The organism is Dactylosporangium sp. NPDC049140, assembly GCF_040648435.1.
In genome coordinates this window covers 330,939-353,377 of the sequence record NZ_JBEZDS010000004.1, presented here as the reverse complement: position 1 = coordinate 353,377, position 22,439 = coordinate 330,939, and the positions used below count along the sequence as shown (strand labels likewise).

Genomic DNA, 22,439 nt, shown 5'->3' with positions numbered 1-22,439 from the left:
CCACTTGTACCGAGTAGTAACTTGACCGGATGCGAACGCTGGCGCTGCTCATCGCGGCCGTGGGGATCCTCCTGGAAGGCCTGGTCATCGGGGTCACCCTGTTCGCGCTGGGCGGGGTGATCGACGCGTACTCGATGTCGCTCAACGGGGCCGACCCGTCGATGGCCCAGGTGGCGCTCAAGATCCTGGGCATCGCGCTCGCCGTGCTCCTCGTGGTCCTCGCGGCCGGGCTGGCCGCCGCGGCTGCCCGCGACCGCCACGCGCGCCGGATGGCCTTCGTGGCGATGGTGTTCCAGTGCGTGGTCGTCGTGATCGCGGGGCTGGCGCTGGGCTGGGCCGTGTTCGGGGGCAGCCTGCTGGTGCTCGGCACGCTGCTGTACGCGCTGCTCGACGACTCCCAGCAGACCGCCACCCGCTGAGCGCGGACGCAGTGGCATGCTTGCCCGGTGCGGATCACCACCCTGGGCGAGCTGGCCGTCGACGGCCGTCCGGTGCGCGGTGAACGCCTCGCCGCCGTGGTCCGCGCGCTCGTCGACGCCCGCGGCCGCACCGTCACCCCCGCCGGGCTCGCCGAGGCCGTGTGGGGCGGCGCGCCCCCGGAGGACGCCGCCGGGGCCGTCCACGCGCTGATCGCCCGGGCCCGCCGGCTGGGCCTGCCGGTGGCCGCGGTGCCGGGCGGCTACAAGGTGCCCGCCGAAGACGTGGAGCCGGATACGGTACTCGTCAAAGCCCGCACCGACGCCGCCCGCGCCGCGCTGGCCGCGCAGGACCCCGCCGCCGCCCGCGAGCACGCCGAGGCGGCCCGGCACATGTTCCCCCGGGTCCCCGACCTCACCGACCCGGCTGTCGCCACCCTGTTCGCGGAGGTGACCACGGCCGGCGCCGAGGCGGGACGGCCGGACCTCGAGGCCGACCTGCGCGCGCTCGCCACCCGCACCCCGCCCCACGAGCCGTCCGTCGCGCTGCTCGCGCGGCTCCTCGCCGCCGCGGGCCGCCCGGCCGAGGCCCTCGCCGCGATCGAGCAGCTGCGCGCGACCCTGGCCGACGAGTACGGCACCGATCCGTCCCCGGTGGTCACCGAGGCGCACCTGGCCGTCCTGCGCGGCGAGGTCTGGCCGGCCGAGGCCGAGGCCGCGCGGCGGCCCGGGCGCGGCCTGCCCCCGGCCTGGCGGCGGGCGACGACCGCGATGCTCGGCCGGGAGCGGGACGTCACCGCCGTGCGGGCCGCGCTGGGCCGGGCGCCGCTGGTCACCGTCGTGGCCGTCGGCGGCGCGGGCAAGACCCGGCTCGCGGCCGAGCTCGCGCGGCGCGCGGCCGGCGAGGGCATGGCGGTGCACGTGATCGAGCTGGCCGGCCTGCGCTCCGGGGCCGAGGTGCGGCCCGCGGTGCTGGCGGCGGCCGACCCGCCCCCGGGACGGGCCGAGGCGTGGACCGCGGCCGAGCGGCTCCAGGAGATCGCGGGCCTGGTCGTGCTGGACAACTGCGAGCACGTGCTCGCCGACGCCGCCGCGGTCGTCGCCGACCTGCTGGCCGCCGCGCCCGACGCCGCCGTGCTGGCCACCAGCCGCGCCCCGCTGGGCCTGGCCGGCGAGGTCGTGCACCGCCTCCCCGCGCTGGACGACGAGGCCGCCCTGAAGCTGCTCACCGAGCGGGCGGCCGCCGGGGGCGCCCCCACCGGGCAGGAACGGGAGGCGGCGGTACGGCTGTGCCGGCGGCTCGACAACCTGCCGCTCGCCCTGGAGCTGGCCGCCGCCCGGCTGCGGCACATGCCGATCGAGGACGTCCTGGCCGGCCTGAGCGACCGGTTCGGGCTGCTCGACGACGCCCTGCGCGGGCTGCCCGAGCGGCACGCCAGCCTGTGGGCGATGGTCGACTGGAGCCGCGAGCTGCTCGGCCCGGCCGAGCGGGTGCTGCTGGAGCGGCTCGCCGTCATCCCGGCGCCGTTCACGAGGGAGCTGGCCGGGCACGTCGCCGGGCAGAGCGACCGCGGCCTCGCCGTGCGGCTGGCCACGCTCGTGGAGCAGTCGCTGCTCGTGCTCGAGGACGGGCCGCGGTACCGGATGCTGGAGACCGTCCGCGAGTACGGCGAGGCGCGGCTGTCCGCGGCCGGCGGGCGGGACGAGGCCATGGCCGGGCTCGCGGCCTGGGCCCGGGCCGAGGCCGTCCGGCTGCACGCGGAGTTCGTCGGGCCGGGTCAGCTGGCCGCGTTCGCGCGCTGCGCCACCGAGCAGGACAACCTCGTCGCCGCGCTGCGGTGGACGGTCGGCCGCGACGACGCGGCGGCCGTGGACATCGCGGTGCCGCTGTTCCACCTCTGGACCGTGCGGGGCCTGCACTCCGAGGTGAGCCCGTGGGCCTCGGCGCTGCTGAAGGTCGACGACCCGCTGGCGCGGCGGGAGTACCGGCTGCTGGGCGACGCGGACCCCGACCGGCTCACCTGGCTGTGCCTGCTGGGCGGGATCAACGCGTTCGCGGTGGACGGGCACCGGGTGTTCATGGCGGCGAAGCGGATGCTGCGGGAGCTGGAGCGATCCGGGCGGCGGGCGTCACCGCGGGCGGCGGCGCTCGCGGCGATGGTGCCGGCCATGGGCGACCTCAAGTGGAACGCGGGGCTGGCGGCGGCCGAGGCGCTCGTCGCCGACCCGGACCCGTACGCGCAGGGCTTCGGCCTGTTCCTGCGCGGGGTGATCCGGGAGAACCGCGGCGAGGTCGTGTCGGTGGCCGAGCGGACCGCGGACGCGGAGCGGGCCTACCGGCGCTTCGAGGCCGCCGGGGATCACTGGGGCATGGGCATGGCCGCCCAGATGATCGGCGCCCAGACAACGGGCGATGAGCGCAGTTCGGAGTGGCTGCGGCGCGGGGCTCTGCACATGGAGCTGCTCGGCGCGGCCGACGACGCGGGCTCGATCCGGGTCCTGCTCGACGCGCAGCTGGCCGAGCGCGGCGACGACGAGGCGGCCGAGCGGCTGCTGGAGATGGTCCGCGCGGCGCCGTCGCTGCCGCCCCCGGCCGGCATGCAGATCATGGACACCGCCCAGGCGCATCTCGGGCTGGCCCACCACGCCTGGCTGCGCCGGCGCCCGGACGACGCGGTCGCGCACGCCGAGCGGGCCGCCGCGATCGCCGAGGAGGTCGGGACGCCGGTGCCGCAGTTCCGCATCGTGTTCAACGTCGCGGCGGCCGCGTTCAACCTGCGGGCCGGGGGCCGGGCCGGCGCGCCGCGGGCCGGGCGGCTGCTGGCCGACGTCCGCGCGGAGGCGCTCGGCGCCCTGGACGTGCCCGCGCTGGGCGCCTGGGCACTGAGCGGGGCGGCGCTGGCCGCGCACCTGGGCGACGAGGCCGGGGCGCGGGAGCTGTGGGCGCTCGGCGTGCGCTGCTCGGCCAACCCGGCCCAGCTGTTCGAGCCCGGCGCCGACCCGGTGCTCGACGCCGCGCTGGGCCGCACCGGCGACGAACCGGGCGGCCCGGGGCCGGAGGCCTGGCGCGAGCGGCCGATGACCGAGGTCACCGACCGCATCGGCGCGCTGGTGGACCCGCACCTTCAGACCTTGCGGCGGTAGGCCCGCAGCGCCAGCGGCATGAACACCGCGACGAGCGCCGCCGACCAGCCCAGCGTCCACCACACGTGGACCCCGTAGCCGGGCGTGCCCAGGAACAGTCCGCGCATCGCCTCGACGAGGTGGGTGAGCGGGTTGTTGCGCACGAACCCCTGCATCCAGCCCGGCAGCGTCGCGGTGCCGACGAACACGTTGGAGGCGAAGGTCAGCGGCAGCACGATGAGGAAGCAGATGCCCTGCACCGCGCCGGAGGTGCGGGCGAGCATGCCGATGAGCACCGGGGCCCAGGACAGCGACAGGCCGAACACGACGGCGAGCAGGCCGCCGGCGGCCGCGTGCAGCGGGTCGGAGCCGATGCGGAAGCCCATGATGTACGCGAAGACGAACGTGGAGACCGTCACGAGGACGTACCGCACGACGTCGCCGAGCACCGCGCCGATCAGCGGGGCCGCCCGCGGGATCGGCAGGGACCGGAACCGGTCGAAGATGCCCTTCTCGATGTCGGTGTTGAGGTTCACGCCGATCGAGACCGCGCCCATGGCGATGGTCTGGGCCAGGATGCCCGGCATCACGAACTGCAGGTAGTCGTGGGTCGAGCCGGAGATCGCACCGCCGAACACGTACACGAAAATGATCATGAACAGCGCGGGCTGCACGGTGACGTCGATGAGCTGCTCGGGGGTGCGCATCGTCTTGATGAGGCTGCGCCGGGTGAGCTCGAGGGAGTGCCGCACCAGCTTGAACGGCTTGGGCGCGGGGCGCTCGAGGACGATGGTGCTCATGCCGGGACCTCCGCGGGCTTGGTGGACGTGAGGGTGAAGAAGACCTCGTCGAGCGAGGGCAGGTGCAGCGAGAGCTCGGTGACGGCGATGCCCTCGGCGGTGAGCTTGGCCACGGCCTCGGCCATGGCGGCGTCGCCGGAGACGGGCACGGCCAGGACGCCGGCGCGGATCTGGTCGGCGGCCGCGCCGGAGGAGACCATGGTGAGGATCTCGGCGGCGCGGGGCAGGTCGCGTTCGTCGGACGGGCGGATCTCGAGGGTCTGGCCGCCGACGATCCGCTTGAGCCGCTCGGGCGTGTCGTTGGCGATGACCCGGCCGTGGTCGATGACGGTGATCTCGTCGGCGAGCGCCTCGGCCTCCTCCAGGTACTGCGTGGTCAGCAGGACCGTGGAGCCGTCGCGGACCAGCTTGCGCACGACCTCCCACATGTCCTCGCGCTTGGCCGGGTCGAGGCCGGTCGTCGGCTCGTCCAGGAAGATCACGTCGGGGCGCCCGACGAGGCTCGCGGCCAGGTCGAGGCGGCGGCGCATGCCCCCGGAGTACGTCTTGGCCGGCCGGTCCGCGGCGTCGGTCAGGTCGAACCAGGCCAGCAGCTCGGCGGCCCGGGCGCGGGCGCCGCGGCGGCCGAGGTCGAGCAGGGTGCCGAACAGCACCAGGTTCTGCCGGCCGGTGAGGTCCTCGTCGACGGAGGCGTACTGCCCGGTCAGCCCGATCGAGGCGCGGACCTTCTCGGCCTCGCGGACCACGTCGTACCCGCCGATGCGGGCGGTGCCGGCGTCCGGCCGGATGAGGGTGGACAGGATGCGCACGGCGGTGGTCTTGCCGGCGCCGTTGGGGCCGAGCACACCGTGCACGGTCCCGCGTGGGATGACCAGGTCGACGCCCTGCAGGGCCTTCGTCTGGCCGAAGTGCTTGACGAGGCCGCTCGCCTCGACCATCACGTCGTTCGTCATGCCCGGAACTCTGCGCGCCGCCACCGACACGCGACCGACACGACCCGACACGCGCCCGACGTGCGCGGCGGCGGTACCGTGACCGCTCATGAACGACACCCAGCTCAGCGCGGGCCGGAAGGTCGGCCGGCGGGTCGGCCGGCTGCTCGGCCGCATGCTGTCAGGCATCCAGCCGGACGAGCGCTCGCCGCAGCTGCTGCCGCGCCCCGAGGAGGACGCGGCGATCATGGACTGCGCGCTGTACGTGCGCGGCACCCGCCAGCCGGGCCGCCCCGCGTTCGCCGACGCCTACGCCGCGGCCCGGCGCCGGCGCAACGGCTTCGTGTGGCTGGGCCTGTACGAGCCGACCTGGACGCAGTTCACCGCTATCGCCGAGACGGTCGGCGCCGACGAGGCGACCGTCGACCAGACCCTCGACGTCGAGCGGCGCCCGGCCGTCGAGCGGCGCGGGGACGTGACGGTGCTCACGCTGCGCACCGCCCGGTACGTCGAGCACGCCCAGCTGACCGAGACCTCCGAGGTCGTCGACACCGGCGCGGTGACGCTGCTCATCGGCGCGCACTTCGTGGTGTCGGTGCGCCACGGCGGGGCGGGCGCGCTCGCCGACGTGCGCGAGGGGCTCCAGCGGCGGCCGAGCCTGCTCGGGCAGGGCCCGTGGGCGGTCGGCTTCGCGGTCATCGAGCGGATGGTCGAGGTGTACCACGACGTGGCCACCCGAGTGGAGCGGGACGTGGAGAAGCTCGAGGAGACCGCGTTCCTGCGCCAGGGCGGCTGCGACGTGCAGCAGATCTACCAGCTCAAGCGGGAGCTGGTGGAGTTCAAGCGGGCGGTGCTGCCGCTGCAGGCGCCGCTGCGGCTCATGACGGAGATCACGTCCGAGCTTCCGCCGGGTCTGCGACAGCACTTCGCCGACGCGCTGGGCAGACTCAACCAGGTGGTGGAGCGCGTCGCGACGTACAACGAGCTGCTGGACTCGATCCTGCAGGCGCGGCTGGCGCAGGTGGGGCTCGACCAGAACAATGACATGCGCAAGATTGCCGCGTGGGCGGCGATGGCCGCGGTCCCGACCGCCATCGCCGGCGTGTACGGCATGAACTTCGACCACATGCCGGGCACGTCGTCGCCGTGGGGCTTCGCCGTGGCGGTGCTGGTCATGACCGCCGGGATGCTGGTGCTGTACCGCCTGTTCCGTAAGTCCAGATGGTTGTAGAGAGGCCATGACGACCACGCCCGAGTACGTACTGCCCGCCCGGGTCGACAGCCCGGCGGCCCGGCGGCCCGGCGGCCCGATCGGGCGCTGGCTGCTGGAGCACCGTGTCGCCCCCGTCGGCCCGGAGAGCGACGAGGCGCACGCCAAGCCGCAGGCCTGGTGGAAGGTGATGACGCTGACCGGCGTCGACTACTTCTCCACGCTGTCCTACCTGCCGGCCATCGCCGCGCTGGCCGCCGGGGCCCTGTCGCCGCTGGCGACCCTGCTCATCGTGGCGCTCACGCTGCTGGGGATGCTGCCGATGTACCGCCGGGTCGCCAAGGAGAGCCCGAACGGCCAGGGCTCCGTGGCGATGCTGGAGACGCTGCTGCCCTTCTGGCGGGGCAAGCTCTTCGTGCTGGTGCTGCTCGGCTTCGTGGCCACCTCGTGGATCATCACCATCACGCTGAGCGCGGCCGACGCCTCCGTGCACATGGTCGAGAACCCGGTCTTCCCGACCTTCATGCACGGCCACGAAGTGCTCATCACCGTGATCCTGCTGCTCATCCTGGGCGGGGTGTTCCTGCTCGGCTTCAGCGAGGCGGTCGCCGTGGCGATCCCGCTGGTCGGGGTGTTCCTGCTGCTCAACGCGGTAATCGTGGTGGTCGGCCTGGTCGACGTGTTCACCACCGCCGGGGCGCTGTCGGGCTGGACGCACGCGCTGAGCACCGAGCACGGCGGCGGGTTCGGGCTGCTGCTGCCGGCCCTTGTCGCATTCCCGTCGCTGGTGCTGGGCCTGTCCGGCTTCGAGACCGGGGTCAGCATGATGCCGCTGGTCGCCGCCGACGGCCGGGACGCCGCCGAGCGGCGGGCGTCGCGCCTGGTCAACACCAAGAAGCTGCTGACGGTCGCGGCCGCGATCATGTCGGTGTACCTGATCGCGACGAGCTTCATCACCACCGTGCTCATCCCGAAGCAGGAGTTCGAGGAGGGCGGGGCAGCGGCCGGGCGGGCGCTGGCGTACCTCGCGCACGAGAAGATCGGCGAGGCGTTCGGCACCGTCTACGACATCAGCAGCGTGCTCATCCTGTGGTTCGCGGGCGCGTCGGCGATGGCCGGGCTCATCAACATCATCCCGCGCTACCTGCCCTCCTACGGCATGGCGCCGGAGTGGGGCCGCGCGGTCCGCCCGATCGTGCTGGTCTACACCGTGATCAGCATCGCCATCACGGTCGCCTTCGGCGCCGACGTCAACGCCCAGGCCGGGGCCTACGCCACCGGTATCCTGGCCATGATGGTCTCCGGGGCCGTGGCGGTCACGATCTCGGCGTTCCGGGCCGGTCAGCGCGCCGCCGGGACGGCGTTCACGGTGCTGACCCTCATCCTGCTGTACGCGCTGGGCGCCAACGTCGTCGAGAAGCCCGACGGCATCCTCATCTCCGCCGTCTTCATCGCCGGGATCGTCGTGGTGTCGCTCGTGTCGCGGGTCAGCCGCACCACCGAGCTGCGCGCCGACGCGATCGAGTTCGACGACACCGCCCGCCGCTTCGTCACCGACTCGATCGAGCACGACGGCGAGCTCAACATCGTCGCGAACCGCCGGCAGGACGGGGACCGGGCCGAGTACGAGGGCAAGGAGGCCGAGCAGCGCGGCCTCAACCCGGTGCCGGGCCGCGCCGACCTGCTGTTCCTGGAGGTCGAGGTGGTGGACCCGTCGGCGTTCTCCGGCACGCTGCGCGTGCGCGGGGTCGACGTGGAGGGCTACCGGGTGCTGCGCACCGAGAGCCCGGCGGCACCCAACGCGATGGCCGCGATCCTGCTCGCGCTGCGCGACGCGACCGGGGTCCGCCCGCACGCCTACTTCGAGTGGGCCGAGGGCAACCCGCTGGGGCACCTGTTCCGGTACCTCATCCTCGGCCGCGGCGACACGGCGCCCGTGGTACGCGAGATCATCCGCTCGGCCGAGCCGGACCCGGCGCAGCGCCCGGGCATCCACGTCGGGGGCTGAGCCGTGGCGGAGGCGCGCTGGCGGCTGCTGAGCCGGGACGAGGAGGAGTCCGAGCCGGCCGCCTGCGCCGCGGTGGACGGGCTGTTCGCGGGCCCGCCGCCGGCCCCGCCGCTGGAGCGGTACACGCTGCTCGGCGTCGTCCCGGCCGGCCCGCTCGCCAGCGCAGCGCCCGGGGCGTGGCTGGGCAACGTGTACGTCGAGGACGCGACCGAGGACCCGACGAACGCCCCGCTGCTGGTCGACCTGACCGTGCTCGCGGTGCTGCCCTCCACCCTCGCGCCCGGCCTGCTCGACGTCGACCTCCAGGGCCGGCTCCACCCCGACGACCGCGCCGTCGCCGACCGGCGCCCCGGCCCGGGCGGGTTCCGCCTCACCGGCGGCGTGGCGGCCGAGGCGCGGCTGGGCCGCTGCATCGACGTCGGCGGCGTGTTCCGGGAGCGTCCGGCCGCCCCGCCCGCCGACGTGGTGCTGCGCGGCTGCCGGCCCGGCCCGGCCCTGGCCACCGCGGTGCGCGCCCACGCCGAGGGGCGCTTCCGGGACGCCGGGTTCCAGGCCGGGGTGTACTCCGACGGGCCGCGCGGCCTCGCCGACACCCGGGCCCGGCTCGACGGCCGCGTCGCCCGCGCCGAGCCGGCCGGCGCGGGCCGGTTCGACATCACGCTCGTCGACGCACTCGCCGAGCCGCTGCACGCCGGGGCCGAGGCGATCTGGCAGCGGTGGCAGTCCGGCGGGCCGGCCGGGCCGAACGAGTGGGCCGGGCTCGACCGGGACCTGCGCGACGCCTGGTGCCTGGCCGCGATGGGCCACCACGCCCACCGCGGGCCGGACCGCGGTCCCGGGACGACCGTCCACCTGGACGGGCGGCACGTCACCGACGTCGAGGGCTTCTACTGTGCCGCCGGCGAGGCGGTCAACGGGCCCGGCGGGTACTTCGGCGCCAACCTCGACGCCCTCGACGACTGCCTCTCCGGCGGGTTCGGGGTCGCGGCGCCGTTCCGCCTGGTCTGGCGCGACGCGGACGTGGCGCGCGCCCACCTGACGCCGGGCTACGACCGGCGCCGCTGGGCCGACGGCGTCACCCTCGACGGCCTCGTGCAGCTCTTCGCCGAGCATGAGGTGGCCGTCGAGCTTCGCTGATACCGTGTACGCGACTTTCGGGGGAGGGGTTACGCATGCCTGTGTCCACTCAGGTGCGGCTGGTCCGCTGGTCGGTGCTCGGCGCGGGGCTGCTGCTCGGCCTCGCCGCGTTGCTCTCATGGGCGGCCCTGGCCCATCTGGCCGGGCTGCACGTCACGATGGTCTCCGACGGCCAGCTCCGCCAGGCCCGCACCGACATGCTCAACAGCCTCTACACCGCGGCGGTCTCCGCCCTGGTGCTCGTACCCGTCGGCCTGCTGCTGGGCCGCCCGTCGAGCAAGGCCCGGACCGCGGTCTGGATCGCCGCGCCGATCATCGCGCTGACCACGCTGTGCTTCCTGGTCGGCGGGCCGGAGTGGGCGGTGGCCCCGACCGGCGACGAGCCGGCCGTGCTGCGGGCCGAGTACGCGCAGGTCGTCCCCGGCTGGTATGTGTGGCCGCACGGCGTGGCCGGGCTGCTCGCGGCCGCCCTGCTCATCTTCGCCTCGGTGTACCTGACCCGCGCCGACCTGCGCGAGCACTACATGGACGGCAGCGGGTCCGGGGGCACGGCCGGGTACACCTCCTGGATCGACCGCACCGGGGGCGCGTGACTGCTCCGCGCGGCGGGGTTAAGGTGTCGCCGTGACCGAGCCGCCGTCGGAGCCGACCTCGCCCTCCGGCCCCACCTCGGGGCCCCGGCCGCCCGCCTGGAACCGGCCGCAGCCACCGCCGCCGCCTCCTCCCCCGCCCGCGCCACCGGCCAACGTGCCGATCTCCGGCGAGCTGCTGCCGCCCGGCGGCTACGGCCCCGGCCCGCGTATCGCCCGGCCCGGCATGGTCCCGCCGCCCGGCGCGGTTCCGCCCGGCGGGGTTCCGGGCGCGGGCTACGGCGTGCCCCGCGGCCCCCAGCTCCCGATCACCAAGCGCATCCCCGACAACCTGCCGTTCGTCGCGCGGCCCAGCGTGCTCAAGCGCGTCTTCGTGCTCGCGCCCATCGCCGTGGTCGCCCTCGCGGTGTTCGCCTGCCCGCTCGGGCTGGCCCTGACCGCCGACGGCGACCCCAACCACACCAGCGGCGACGTGGTGGCGCTGGTCGGCATCGTCGTCTGCGTGGCCGTCGTGATCGCCGCCGCGCTCGGGCTGCAGATCTTCCTCATGACCTCGGGCGGGCCGGTGCTCGCGCTGGCGCCGAACGGCCTGTGGATCAAGACCCGGCCGACCCGCGGCCAGGCGGTCTGGCTGCCCTGGGAGGGCGTCGAGCAGATCCGCCGCCGGCGCTGGGGGGTGGAGAAGATGCTCGTGGTCAAGCCGCGCGACCCGCGGCTGGAGGGCAGCCTCGGCGCCTTCACCCAGATCGACTCGGCGCTGCTGAAGCTCTTCTACGGGTCCGGCTTCACCGCAACGCTCAACTTCGCCGACCGCTCCGAGGACGAGATCCTGGCGGCGGTACGGCAGTTCAGCAACGGCCGCACACCCGTCAACATCTGACCCGCTCGCTGCGCGCCGCCCGCCGCTCTCCCCCGGCGCGCAGTATCATCCGAGGTCGCGGCCCGGTAGAGGGCGCCGCGTTTCGGTCGGCGCCGATCCGGAAATCCGGGGCGTCAGGGGCCACAGGTCACCAGGGTGCCGAAAAAGTGTCAGACCCTAGGTCTACGCTCGCGGCAGCACAGGGACGAGGACCATTGGAGAGAGCCGAGTTGACCGCACAACCCGAGACCTTGTACGGGGCAGACGACCTCACGCTCCTCGAAGGGCTCGACGCCGTCCGCAAGCGACCGGGCATGTACATCGGCTCGACCGACAGCCGCGGCGTCGCCCACCTGTTCAACGAGATCGTGGACAACTCCACCGACGAGGGCATCGCCGGGCACGCCACCCGGGTCGAGGTGACGCTGCACGCCGACGGCTCGGTGCAGGTCGACGACGACGGCCGTGGCATCCCCGTGGACGTGCACGCCAAGTCGGGGATGTCCGGGGTCGAGCTGGTCCTGACCCGGCTGCACGCGGGCGGGAAGTTCGGCGGGTCCGGGTACAAGACCTCCGGCGGCCTGCACGGCGTCGGCGCCTCCGCGGTGAACGCGCTGTCCACGCGCTTCGAGGTGACCGTGCGCCGCGAGGGCAAGGTCCACCACATGGCGTTCCAGCACGGCGTGCCGGGCGAGTTCGAGGGCACCGGCGCGAGCGCGAAGTTCACCCGCCGCGGCGGGCTGACCGTGCAGGGCCGCATGAAGCGCGGCTCCGCCACCGGCACCTCGACCCGCTACTGGCACGACCCGCGCTACTTCGAGACCGGCGCCGGCCTCGACGCCGACGCGGTGCGGGCGAAGCTGCGCAACACGGCGTTCCTGGTGCCGGGCGTGACCTACGTGCTCAAGGACGCCACCCAGGGCTCCATCGAGACCGAGACGTTCCACTACCCCAACGGCCTGTCGGACATGGTGGAGTTCCTGGCCCCGAGCGGCGACAAGCCGGTCTGCGGCACGCTGCTCATCAACGGCGAGGGCACCTACAAGGAGAACGCCGCCGACGAGAACGGCGTGATGAAGGCCAACGTCGAGCGGCGCGCCGAGGTCGAGATCGCGCTGCGCTGGGGCACCGGCTACGAGCGGGTCGTCGAGACGTTCACCAACACCATCCGCAACGTGCACGGCGGCACGCACCGGCGCGGCTTCGAGCGCGGCGCGCTGCGGGCGCTGACCGACGCCATCCGCAACACCCGCGGCCTGCTGCGGCCCAAGGAGGACCTGCCGACCCTCGACGACGTGCTCGAGGGCATGACCGCGGTCGTCCACGTGCGCATCCCCGAGCCGCAGTTCACCTCCCAGACCAAGGACGAGCTGTCCACGGCGCCGGTCACCCGGGTCGTGCAGCAGGTCGTCGAGCAGCAGGTGAAGGCCTGGATCGAGGCGCGCAAGACCAAGGTCGAGGCGCGCACGGTGCTGCAGAAGATCGTCGACGCGGCCCGGGTGCGGCTCACGCAGAAGCAGCAGAAGGACGCGGCCCGGCGCAAGACGGCGCTGGAGGGCGCGTCGATGCCGGCCAAGCTCGTCGACTGCCGCTCCACCGGCGTGCAGCGCAGCGAGCTGTTCATCGTCGAGGGCGACAGCGCGCTGGGCACGGCCCGCATGGCCCGCTCGTCGGAGTATCAGGCGCTGCTGCCGATCCGCGGCAAGATCCTCAACGTGCAGAAGGCGAACATCCAGCAGGTGCTGGACAACGCCGAGTGCTCGGCGATCGTGCAGGTGCTCGGGTCCGGCTCCGGCCGCACCTTCGACCTCGAGGCGATGCGCTACGGCCGCATCCTGATCATGGCCGACGCCGACGTCGACGGCTCGCACATCCGCACCCTGCTCATCACGCTGTTCGCGAAGTACATGCGACCGGCCATCGCCGACGGGCGGCTCTACGCGGCCGTCCCGCCGCTGCACAAGATCGTCACGAAGGGGCGGAACCCCGAGACGATCTACACGTACACGCAGCAGGAGATGGAGAGCACCGTGGCCCGGCTGGAGAAGGCCGGCAAGCAGGTCGTCACGCCGATCCCCCGGTTCAAGGGCCTGGGCGAGATGGACGCCGACGAGCTGTGGGACACCACGATGAACCCGGCGACCCGGTCGGTGCGGCGCATCACCCTCGACGACGTCGAGCGGGCCGAGGAGGTCCTCGAGCTGCTCATGGGCGAGCGGGTCGAGCCCCGCCGCAACTGGCTCATCGACTCCGCGGCGCGGGTCGACCAAGAGACGATCGACGCGTAACGACCGGAAGGCCGACAGTTCACGATGGCACGTAAGACCACCAAGGCGGTCAAGGCCGACCTGTCCGCGTTCGACCAGGCCGGTGCGCGGGTGCTGAACAACCCGCTCACCACCGAGGTGGAGGACTCCTATCTGGAGTACGCCTACTCGGTCATCCACTCGCGGGCGCTGCCCGACGCGCGGGACGGGCTCAAGCCGGTACACCGGCGGATTCTCTTCTCGATGAACGAGCAGGGGCACCGCCCCGACCGCGGGCACGTGAAGTCCTCCCGGGTCGTCGGTGACGTCATGGGTAAGTACCACCCGCACGGCGACAGCGCGATCTACGACGCCATGGTGCGCATGGCCCAGGACTTCTCGCTCAACGTCCCGCTCATCGACGGGCACGGCAACTTCGGCTCGCCCGACGACGGGCCGGCGGCCTCGCGGTACACCGAGGCCCGCATGTCCCGCGAGGCGATGCTGCTCGTCGGCGAGCTCGACGAGGGCACCGTCGACTTCCGGCCCAACTACGACGGCTCCCTGGACGAGCCCTCGGTGCTGCCCGCGGCCTTCCCCAACCTGCTGGTCAACGGCTCGTCGGGGATCGCGGTCGGCATGGCGACAAACATGATCCCGCACAACCTCGCCGAGATCGTGGCCGCGACCCGCTGGCTGATCAACCACCCGACCGCGACCCTGGACAAGCTCATGGAGTTCGTCCCGGGCCCCGACCTGCCCACCGGCGGGCTCCTGCTCGGCCTCGACGAGGTCCGCCGGGCCTACGAGACCGGCCGCGGCGTGGTGCGCATGCGCGGGCGCGTCGAGATCGGGCTGCTGGAGGGCAGCCGCGGGCGGCAGGCGATCACGGTCACCGAGCTGCCGTACGGCATCGGCGCCGAGAAGGTGATCGAGAAGATCACCGACGAGGTCAACAAGACCAAGCGGCTGCAGGGCATCGCCGACGTCAAGGACCTCACCGACCGCGAGAACGGCACCCGCCTGGTCATCGAGTGCAAGGTCGGCGTCAACCCGCAGGCCCTGCTGTCCGACCTCTACCGGCTCACCCCGCTGGAGCAGTCCTTCGGCGTCAACAACCTCGTGCTCGTCGACGGCCAGCCGCGGACGCTGGGGCTCAAGGCGCTGCTGGAGGTGTTCCTGCGGCACCGCTACGAGGTGGTGACCCGGCGCACCGAGTTCCGCCGCAAGAAGCGCCAGGACCGCCTGCACCTCGTCGACGGCCTGCTGATCGCGCTGCTGGACATCGACCGGGTGATCGCCCTGATCCGCGACAGCGACAACGCGGCCGCGGCCAAGGCCGGCCTGATGAGCGAGTTCGGGCTCACCGACATCCAGGCCACCTACATCCTCGACACCCCGCTGCGCCGGCTGACCCGCTACGACCGGCTGGAGCTCGAGGCCGAGCAGCAGCGCCTCAACGAGGAGATCGCGGCGCTGAGCCTGATCCTCGACGACGAGAAGGTGCTCAAGAAGGTCGTCTCGGACGAGCTGGCCGCCGTGGTCAAGGACCACGGCCAGCCCCGGCGCACCACCCTCATCGACGGCGACCTCAAGGAGGTGCTGGCCGCCTCGGTGCCGGCCGGCCCGCTCGAGGTCACCGACGACCCGTGCCAGGTGCTGCTCTCGGCGACCGGCCTGGTCGCCCGCACCGCCGCCGAGTCGGAGGAGGCCCCCGAGGGCAGCCGCAAGGCCGGCCGCGACAAGCACGACGCGGTCCGCGCGGTCGTGCACACCACCGCCCGCGGCCAGGTCCTGCTCGTCACCAGCCGCGGCCGCGCCTTCAAGGTCGACGTCCTGCCGCTGCCGGTCCTGCCCGAGCAGACCGGCACCGTCTCCCTGCGCGGCGGCATGTCGACCGCCGAGCTGGTACCGCTGGAGAAGGGCGAGACCGTCGTCGGCCTGGCCCCGCTCGCCGAACGCGACTCGGGCTCCCCCGGCCTCGCGCTCGGCACCCGCAACGGCCAGGTGAAGATCTGCTCCCCGGAGTGGCCCGTGCGCTCCGACGAGTTCGAGGTCATAGGCCTGCGCGAGGGCGACGAGGTGATCGGCGCGACCTGGCTCGCCGACGGCACCGAGACCCTCGCGTTCGTCAGCTCCGACGCGTCCCTGCTGCGCTTCCCGGCCTCACTGGTACGCCCGCAGGGCCTCAAGGGCGGCGGCATGGCCGGCATCAACCTCACGGAGGGCGTCGAGGCCATCTTCTTCGGCGCCGTGGTCACCAAGGACCCGGAGCACGGCGAGCCGATGGTCGTGACCGCAACCATGGGCAACGCGAAGATGACGCCGTTGCGGCTCTACCCGGCCAAGGGCCGCGCTACCGGGGGTGTGCGCGCTCAGCGCTTCCTCAAGGGGGAGACGCATCTGGTACTGGCGTGGATCGGGCCGCGGCCGGTGGCGTCCAACACCAAGGGCGATCCGCGCGATCTGCCTACTGCCGACTCTCGGCGTGATGGGTCGGGGGCTCAGTTGCGGGCTCCGGAGCTGATCGGGCACCTGGTCGAGCGGGGCTGAGCCTTTTCTTCGGCGGCGGCGGCGCTTCCCCTTCTTTCTTGGGGGGCGCCGCCGTTGTCGCACCACGAGCGGCCTCGGCCCATCCTCCGTGCGGCACACCACCCACCGCACCACAAGCGGCCCGCACCCCTCCCCGTGCGGCGCACCACCCACCGCACCACGAGCGGCCCGCACCCCTCCCCGTGCGGCACACCACCCACCGCACATCGCACCAAGAGCGCGGCTTTACTTGGACGGGGGGCTGACAAACGACGCTCGGCCGATGGTGCGCGGGAGCCTTCGGCTCCCGCAACGTGTAAGCGTGGTCCCTTTTCGTTGTTGCCTGCGGTTATGCCTCTTGGCCGTGTTTTGCTGCCGGGTTCGTGCGGGTCGTCATTCGGTGGTCCCTGCGGTTATGCCTCTTGGCCGTGTTTTGCTGCCGGGTTCGTACGGGTCGTCATTCGGTGGTCCCTGCGGTTATGCCTCTTGGCCGTGATTTGCTGCCGGGTTCGTACGGGGCGTCATTCGGTGGTTCCTGTCTCGCGCTATTTGAAACGGGATCCTGTTTGCTTCCGTTCTTTGGGATAATCGATATGTGTTGGGGCAGCGGGGGTTGTTCAGTCGGGCCGAAATTACCGCTATGTATGACGCTACTCGGCGGCGTAATTATTCGCCTGCTGGTGAGAAGTTTCGGAAGGAACACCAGCGGCGTCGCGACTGGGGACTTGAGCAGCGGCATCGGAAGAAGCTTTGCGACAAGTTCGGCAGTGTCGAGGCGGCGGATGCCTACTTCGCGCAGCGGGCGCGGGAAGCCCTCGCGCCGAAGCCGTCCGAACCGCCGGGTGTCGACGCTTCACCGCACAGTATGCCCGGCTCGGAACAATCGGCCGGAGTTCGCAGCGAACCGTGCTCTGCGCATTCCGTCGAGGCTCCCCAGAATCAGCCGGAAGACGCCGCCGGCGCGGATTTGGGAACAATTCCCGATCCGCGCCGGCTGTTGAAGAAACGGTCAGCGGCCCCGCAGTGCGCGGTAGCGGCCCACCAGGCCGGCCGTCGAGGAGTCCAGGGCCGACAGGTCCGCGCTCTGCGAGGTCAGCGCCGGCTCGATGCGCTTCGCGAGCACCTTGCCCAGCTCCACGCCCCACTGGTCGAACGAGTCGATGTCCCAGATCGCGCCCTGGACGAAGACCTTGTGCTCGTACAGGGCGATCAGCTGCCCCAGCACGTGCGGGGTCAGCTCGTCGGCCAGGATGGTGGTGGTCGGGCGGTTGCCCTGGAAGGTGCGGTGCGGCACCTCCGCCTCGGCCACGCCCTCGGCCGCCACCTGCTCGGAGGTCTTGCCGAACGCCAGCGCCTGGCCCTGCGCGAAGAGGTTCGCCATGAGCAGGTCGTGCTGGCCGCCCAGGGGGCCGAGCTCGGCCACGGGCTGGGCGAAGCCGATGAGGTCGGCCGGGATGAGGGCGGTGCCCTGGTGGATGAGCTGGTAGTACGCGTGCTGGCCGTTGGTGCCGGGCGTGCCCCACACGATCGGGCCCGTCGCCCACTCGACCGGCTTGCCCTCGTGGTCCACGGACTTGCCGTTGGACTCCATGTCGAGCTGCTGCAGGTACGCGGTGAACCTCGAAAGGTAGTGGCTGTACGGCAGCACCGCGTGCGTCTGGGCGTCGTGGAAGTCGCGGTACCAGATGCCCAGCAGGCCCAGCAGCAGCGGCGCGTTCGACTCCGGGGGCGCGGTCAGGAAGTGCTTGTCCATCTGGTGGAAGCCGGCCAGCATCTGCCGGAAGCCGTCCGGGCCCAGCGCGATCATGAGCGAGAGGCCGATCGCGGAGTCGTAGGAGTAGCGGCCGCCGACCCAGTCCCAGAACTCGAACATGTTCGTCGTGTCGATGCCGAACTTCGCGACCTCGCCCGCGTTCGTCGACACGGCCACGAAGTGCTTGGCCACGGCCGAGTCGTCGCCGAACGCGTCGAGCAGCCACTGGCGGGCGGCGGTGGCGTTGGTGATGGTCTCGATCGTGGTGAAGGTCTTCGACGACACGATGAACAGCGTCGTGGCCGGGTTCGCGTCGCGGACGGCCTCGTGCAGGTCGGCGCCGTCGACGTTGGAGACGAACTTGAAGCTCAGGGAGCGGTCGGTGAAGGCCCGCAGCGCCTCGTACGCCATGGCCGGGCCCAGGTCGGAGCCGCCGATGCCGATGTTGACCACGGTCGTGATCCGCTCGCCGGTGTACCCGGTCCACTCGCCCGTCCGGATGCGGTCCGCGAACGCCGCCATCCGGTCGAGCACCGCGTGTACCTTCGGGACCACGTTCTCGCCGTCGACGATGATCTCGGCGTCGCGTGGGGCCCGCAGCGCGGTGTGCAGCACCGCCCGGTGCTCGGTGAAGTTGATCTTTTCGCCGCGGAACATGCGGTCGCGCAGCTCGAACACGCCGCGGGCGGCCGCGAGGTCCTGCAGCAGGCGCAGGGTCTCGTCGGTGACGAGGTGTTTGCCGTAGTCGAGGTAGAGGTCCCCGGCCTGCAGCGCGAAGCGGCGGCCCCGGTCGGAATCGTCGGCGAACAGGTCGCGCAGGTGAACCTCTCCGAGCTCCGCGCGGTGCTTGGCCAGCGCGGCCCACTCGGGCAGATGGTTGAGCCGAGGCATCAGGAAACTCCTAGCGAGTCAGCGTGGTGACACTCCACTCGCTGATTCTGCCCCTTTCGCGTTCGTCTCGTCGCGGGTGTCCCGATCTTGTGGGGCGGAGGGGACTCGCGAGCGCCGCCGAAGACCCTCGGCCACCGCCGCCGCGGTCGCCACCCCGACAAGCACAAGCACGAGCGCCGTCGGTACCTCGAAAAGCTTCAGCGAGCTCGCGATGAGCACGATGATCAGGGCCGCCCGCACGACTCCGGCCGGCGCGCGCGACGACAGCCGGGCCCCGATGAGCACGCCCGGCACCGACCCGATGAGCACCGCGGCGGCGAGGTCGAGCTTGAGGTCGCCGAAGAGCGCATGGCCGAGCGCGGCCGAGAACACCAGCGGGATCGCCTGGACCAGGTCGGTCCCCACGAGGTCCCGGGGCCGCAGCGCGGGGTACAACGCCAGCAGGATCACGATGATCAGCGAGCCCGACCCGACCGAGGTCATGCCGACCACCAGGCCGCCGAGCGCGCCCAGGAGCACCGTCGGCACCGGCCGCACGCGGATGGGGGCCGGGGTGTCGCCGGCGCCGGCCGAGTCCTTGCGGTACGCCTTGATGACCAGCCCGGCCACGGCCAGCAGCAGCGCCACCCCGAGGGCCACGCGCACCACGTCCTGGACCCGGTCGCCGTCGCCGACGGCCCGCATGAGCAGCACGCCGAGGAAGGCGCTGGGCACGCTGCCCAGGCACAGCCAGCGCACGAGCCCCCAGTTGACCGACCCGCGCCGGGCGTGCACCCACCCGCCGAACGGCTTCATCACCGCTGACGCGGCCAGGTCGCTGGACACGGCGGCCAGCGGCGGCACTCCGAAGAACAGCACCAGGATCGGCGTCATGAGCGCACCGCCGCCCATCCCGGTGAGCCCGACGACGATGCCGACCCCGAGACCGGCGAAGGCAAGCAGCGGATCCATGCGGAGAAGTCTGGCCTCGAAACCCGATTTTGTCCACTAACTAGGTCGACAAAGGTGAGAAGTCCACCGGTCGGATGAACACCTAGCGTGACACCGCTCCAGGTCGACGTGTCCTAGAGGTGGGCATCGATGAACCGAACGTAGTTTTTCGAAAGTCGAAAGTGGCCGATGTTCGGGTCAGATCAGGGTTTGCTGGGAGCCGGCCTCGCCCGTCGGCGATGCGCGCCGCGGCGACGTAAGGTCGGATACGTGATCGAGGACGCCGAGCTGCGCTCGATGACGGCCGCGGAGCGGGCCGACCTCGCGCGGCGGCTCGCGGAGCTGCAGCCCCGCCTCGGGCGCCGGTCCGTCGCGGCGACTGAGCGCGCGCGGCGGCGGTTCGTGATCGTCGTCGGGGTCGCGAGCGTGCTGATGATCCCGTGGGTGATCGCGCTCGCCCTGCGACTGCCGCCGCGGTACCTCGCCGGGAACTGGGACGTCACCTGGGTCGGGTTCGACGTGGCGCTCATGATCACCCTCGCCTTCACGGCGTGGGCGGCCCTGCGCCGGCGGCAGGTGGTCGTGCTCGCGGCGCTGGTGAGCGGGACGCTGCTGGCGTGCGACGCCTGGTTCGACATCATGACCGCGTACGGGCCCGACCGGTGGGTCAGCCTCGCCACCGCGGTGGCGGTGGAGCTGCCGCTGGCCCTGTGGCTGTTCTTCGTCTCCCACCACCTGGTGCGGCTGAGCATGCGCCGGCTCCTGGTGCTCTCCGGCCAGTCGCCGGACGTCTCCCTGCTCAAACTGCCCGCGCTCGGGGTACCGCCCCATCGGAGGCGGCACCCGGAGCGTCAGACAGTCGCCTAGGGACGGCGGTCGACCGAGACGGCCCCGGCGGCCGTGCCGACCTGCAGGTCGTACTTGTCCTGCGCACTCGCGTACTCCGGCCCGGTGGCCAGGGTCGCGCCGCCGGCGACGTTCTTGGTCACCTTGTCGTCGAGGCGCACCTCGCCGATGGTGCCCTTGTCGGCCAGCTTGACCTGGGCGGGCACCCCGGCCGGGGCGTGCACCGAGAGCTTGCCGACCCCGCCGACGTGGATCGACATGGTGCCCTCCGGCTTCGGTACCGTCACGTCGAGCTCCTGCACCCCCGCCACGACCTCGATCCCGGCGAGGCGGCCGCTGCCGAAGTCGACCACCTGGCGCAGGCCACCGCCGGCCAGGTTGAGCGTCCAGCGGACCTTGTCGTTGAGGTACACGTGGATCGTCGCCTGCCCGGCGATCTCGGTGCCGTTGAGGCTGAGCTTCACGTTGTCGCCGGACTCGGCCGCGACCGGCTCGACCTTGCTGCCGGGCAGCGTCGAGGCGCGGTACAGCAGCCCGTCGAGCGGCTCCGCGTGGATGATGACGGACTCGGCGCCGCTGACGACGTCCAGGGTCGCCGCCTGCCGGTTGCCCAGCGCCCCCTCGACGCTGTGCACGGTCTCCTTCGGCGGCGGCGGGCCCGACGGCTTCTGGGTGACGAACACGATGGCGCCGAGGACGGCGACGATGGCGGCGAAGCCGATGAGGTACCGCCACACGGGCGCGAGGCCGCGGCGGGGACGGCGGGCGGGTTCGTCGGGGGCGGCCGAGCGGCGGATGCGGGTGTCACCGGGTGCGGAGTGGGTCACGAGGGCCTCAACTGGTCGGGCGGCGCCCGCACACGGGGTGCGGGCGCCGCGGGCTATGAACGGATCAGGGGCTCGTACAGGTCAGCGCGGGCGCCGTGGCGGGCGCGGTGCCCGTGGCGTTGAAGCCGAACGACGTGCTGGCGCTCGGTCCGAGGACCTTGTTCCAGTCGACGTTCGTCACCGCGACATTGGGTGGCTGTCCGGTGAGCGTGCCGTTCCACGGCGCGCCTTCGAAGCCCTGCCCGCCGGTGTACGTCCACCGCACCGTCCAGCCGTTCAACGTCGACGAGCCGTTGTTCTTCACCGTGACCTGGACCTGGAAGTGCCCGGCCCAGTTGCTGGGCTGCAGCGCCCACGTCGCGGTACACCCGGAGCCACCCGGGTTCGGCGACGACGACACGGAGCGCGACGGCGACGCGGAGGCCGACGCCGACCGGGACGCCGACGGCGACACCGAGGGTGACGCGGAAGCCGAACGCGAGGGCGACGCGGAGCCGCTGGGGCTGCCGCCACTGCCCTTGACCCCGGTGACCTCGCCGTGCCCGCCGTCGAAGACGATGTCCGAGCAGCTGAAGAAGTTCTCCTGGCTGTCGGAGCGGACCCACTGGATGAACATGATGTGCCGCCCGGTCTTGCCGGCCGGCAGCGTGGTGTCCCAGTAGTAGTAGTTGAGCCCCCCGGGGCCGCCGGACTGCGGCGGGTCGGTGGCGCTCCAGAACGACTCGAGGTCCGACCATTTCAGCGGGCTCGTCGGGTCCCAGCCGTTCTTGGTCATGTACATGTGGAAAGTGCCCGGGTGCGCGGCCCAGTTGCTGTAGTGCAGCTGGATCGTGGAGCCGGACGTCAGGTGCGTGGTGGGCCAGTCGGTGCGCGCGGCGTTGTACGCGGCGTACTTCGTGGTGCCCGCCCCGCAGATCTCGCCGTCGGCGATGTAGCCGGTGGTGCGCCCGCCCGCGTCGGAGCGCAGGACGCCGAACCAGTCGTACAGCGGCTGCTGGCCGCCCTGGGCCACGGCGTCGGCGCACGCCGGGTTGGTTGGGATGATCTGTCCGGTGGACTGCAGGCCGTCGACGTAACACAGGTAGGTGCGACTACCCGGCACGAGCGCGACGCCGTGTGCGTGCGCGGTGCCGGGCGCGACCAGCGCGGCCGCGACAAGTGAGGCGGCGGCGACCACGGCCGACCACAGCGCGCCTCGGGCGATTGTTGCCAAGGGGTACCTCCTCGAGTTCGGGGCGCGGCAGAATTGCTCGGCTCCCACGAGGTAGGCGCAGTGTGGTCGGCGTCACCGCCGGCTGGCAAACATCGGACGTTGTCAATCGTGGCCAGGCACGTGCGG

General features: G+C 72.5%; 16 protein-coding genes. 10 read left to right on the top strand and 6 right to left on the bottom strand.

The features are described 5' to 3' along the window. Positions 1-29: 29 nt before the first annotated feature. A complete protein-coding gene (locus AB0B76_RS10530) occupies positions 30-419 on the top strand; it encodes a hypothetical protein (protein WP_360372678.1) in 390 nt (129 codons plus the stop codon). 27 nt (positions 420-446) lie between these two features. After that, a complete protein-coding gene (locus AB0B76_RS10525; RefSeq protein ID WP_360372675.1) occupies positions 447-3,560 on the top strand; it encodes a BTAD domain-containing putative transcriptional regulator in 3,114 nt (1,037 codons plus the stop codon). On the opposite strand, the gene AB0B76_RS10520 is transcribed toward AB0B76_RS10525, so the two are convergent. Next, complete coding sequence (locus AB0B76_RS10520; RefSeq protein WP_360372672.1) at positions 3,542-4,339, bottom strand: ABC transporter permease; 798 nt, start codon at positions 4,337-4,339, stop codon at positions 3,542-3,544. The genes AB0B76_RS10525 and AB0B76_RS10520 overlap by 19 nt on opposite strands. Beyond that, positions 4,336-5,292, bottom strand: a complete 957-nt coding sequence (locus AB0B76_RS10515; protein ID WP_360372669.1) for an ATP-binding cassette domain-containing protein — start codon at positions 5,290-5,292, stop codon at positions 4,336-4,338. Before AB0B76_RS10515 ends, AB0B76_RS10520 begins: the two co-directional genes overlap by 4 nt. An 88-nt stretch (positions 5,293-5,380) precedes the next feature. On the opposite strand from AB0B76_RS10515, the gene AB0B76_RS10510 reads away from it, so the two are divergent. From AB0B76_RS10510 to AB0B76_RS10480, 7 genes are all read left to right on the top strand, one after another. Continuing rightward, entirely contained in the window at positions 5,381-6,502 is a 1,122-nt protein-coding gene (locus tag AB0B76_RS10510) for a magnesium and cobalt transport protein CorA (protein WP_360372666.1), read from the top strand. 7 nt (positions 6,503-6,509) lie between these two features. Then, a complete protein-coding gene (locus AB0B76_RS10505) occupies positions 6,510-8,489 on the top strand; it encodes an amino acid transporter (protein ID WP_360372664.1) in 1,980 nt (659 codons plus the stop codon). A gap of 3 nt (positions 8,490-8,492) precedes the next feature. Beyond that, on the top strand, positions 8,493-9,626 hold the full coding sequence (locus tag AB0B76_RS10500; protein ID WP_360372661.1) for a barstar family protein: 1,134 nt from the start codon (positions 8,493-8,495) through the stop codon (positions 9,624-9,626). Between the two features lie 35 nt (positions 9,627-9,661). Continuing rightward, positions 9,662-10,219: a hypothetical protein gene (locus tag AB0B76_RS10495; RefSeq protein WP_360372658.1), complete on the top strand. Its 558-nt coding sequence runs from the start codon at positions 9,662-9,664 to the stop codon at positions 10,217-10,219. 31 nt (positions 10,220-10,250) lie between these two features. After that, the gene (locus tag AB0B76_RS10490) at positions 10,251-11,096 is read left to right on the top strand and encodes a hypothetical protein (RefSeq protein ID WP_360372655.1); all 846 of its coding nucleotides are present in this window, start codon (positions 10,251-10,253) and stop codon (positions 11,094-11,096) included. A 209-nt stretch (positions 11,097-11,305) separates the two neighbouring features. Beyond that, a complete protein-coding gene (locus AB0B76_RS10485; RefSeq protein WP_360372652.1) occupies positions 11,306-13,363 on the top strand; it encodes a DNA topoisomerase IV subunit B in 2,058 nt (685 codons plus the stop codon). A gap of 24 nt (positions 13,364-13,387) precedes the next feature. After that, positions 13,388-15,874, top strand: coding sequence for a DNA topoisomerase IV subunit A (locus tag AB0B76_RS10480; RefSeq protein WP_360372649.1), 2,487 nt, complete (start codon positions 13,388-13,390; stop codon positions 15,872-15,874). A gap of 988 nt (positions 15,875-16,862) precedes the next feature. On the opposite strand, the gene pgi is transcribed toward AB0B76_RS10480, so the two are convergent. Together pgi and AB0B76_RS10470 are read right to left on the bottom strand one after the other, a co-directional pair. Then, entirely contained in the window at positions 16,863-18,497 is a 1,635-nt protein-coding gene (gene pgi / locus AB0B76_RS10475; RefSeq protein WP_360372647.1) for a glucose-6-phosphate isomerase, read from the bottom strand. Between the two features lie 18 nt (positions 18,498-18,515). Further along, positions 18,516-19,448: a sulfite exporter TauE/SafE family protein gene (locus AB0B76_RS10470; protein WP_360372644.1), complete on the bottom strand. Its 933-nt coding sequence runs from the start codon at positions 19,446-19,448 to the stop codon at positions 18,516-18,518. Positions 19,449-19,697: 249 nt separating this feature from the next. Here AB0B76_RS10470 and AB0B76_RS10465 point away from each other — a divergent pair, with 249 nt between their 5' ends. Next, positions 19,698-20,294: a hypothetical protein gene (locus tag AB0B76_RS10465; protein ID WP_360372641.1), complete on the top strand. Its 597-nt coding sequence runs from the start codon at positions 19,698-19,700 to the stop codon at positions 20,292-20,294. Here AB0B76_RS10465 and AB0B76_RS10460 read toward each other — a convergent pair. Further along, on the bottom strand, positions 20,291-21,100 hold the full coding sequence (locus AB0B76_RS10460; protein ID WP_360372638.1) for a hypothetical protein: 810 nt from the start codon (positions 21,098-21,100) through the stop codon (positions 20,291-20,293). The genes AB0B76_RS10465 and AB0B76_RS10460 overlap by 4 nt on opposite strands. A 64-nt stretch (positions 21,101-21,164) precedes the next feature. Further along, a complete protein-coding gene (locus tag AB0B76_RS10455) occupies positions 21,165-22,313 on the bottom strand; it encodes a lytic polysaccharide monooxygenase (RefSeq protein WP_360372636.1) in 1,149 nt (382 codons plus the stop codon). Positions 22,314-22,439: the final 126 nt, after the last annotated feature.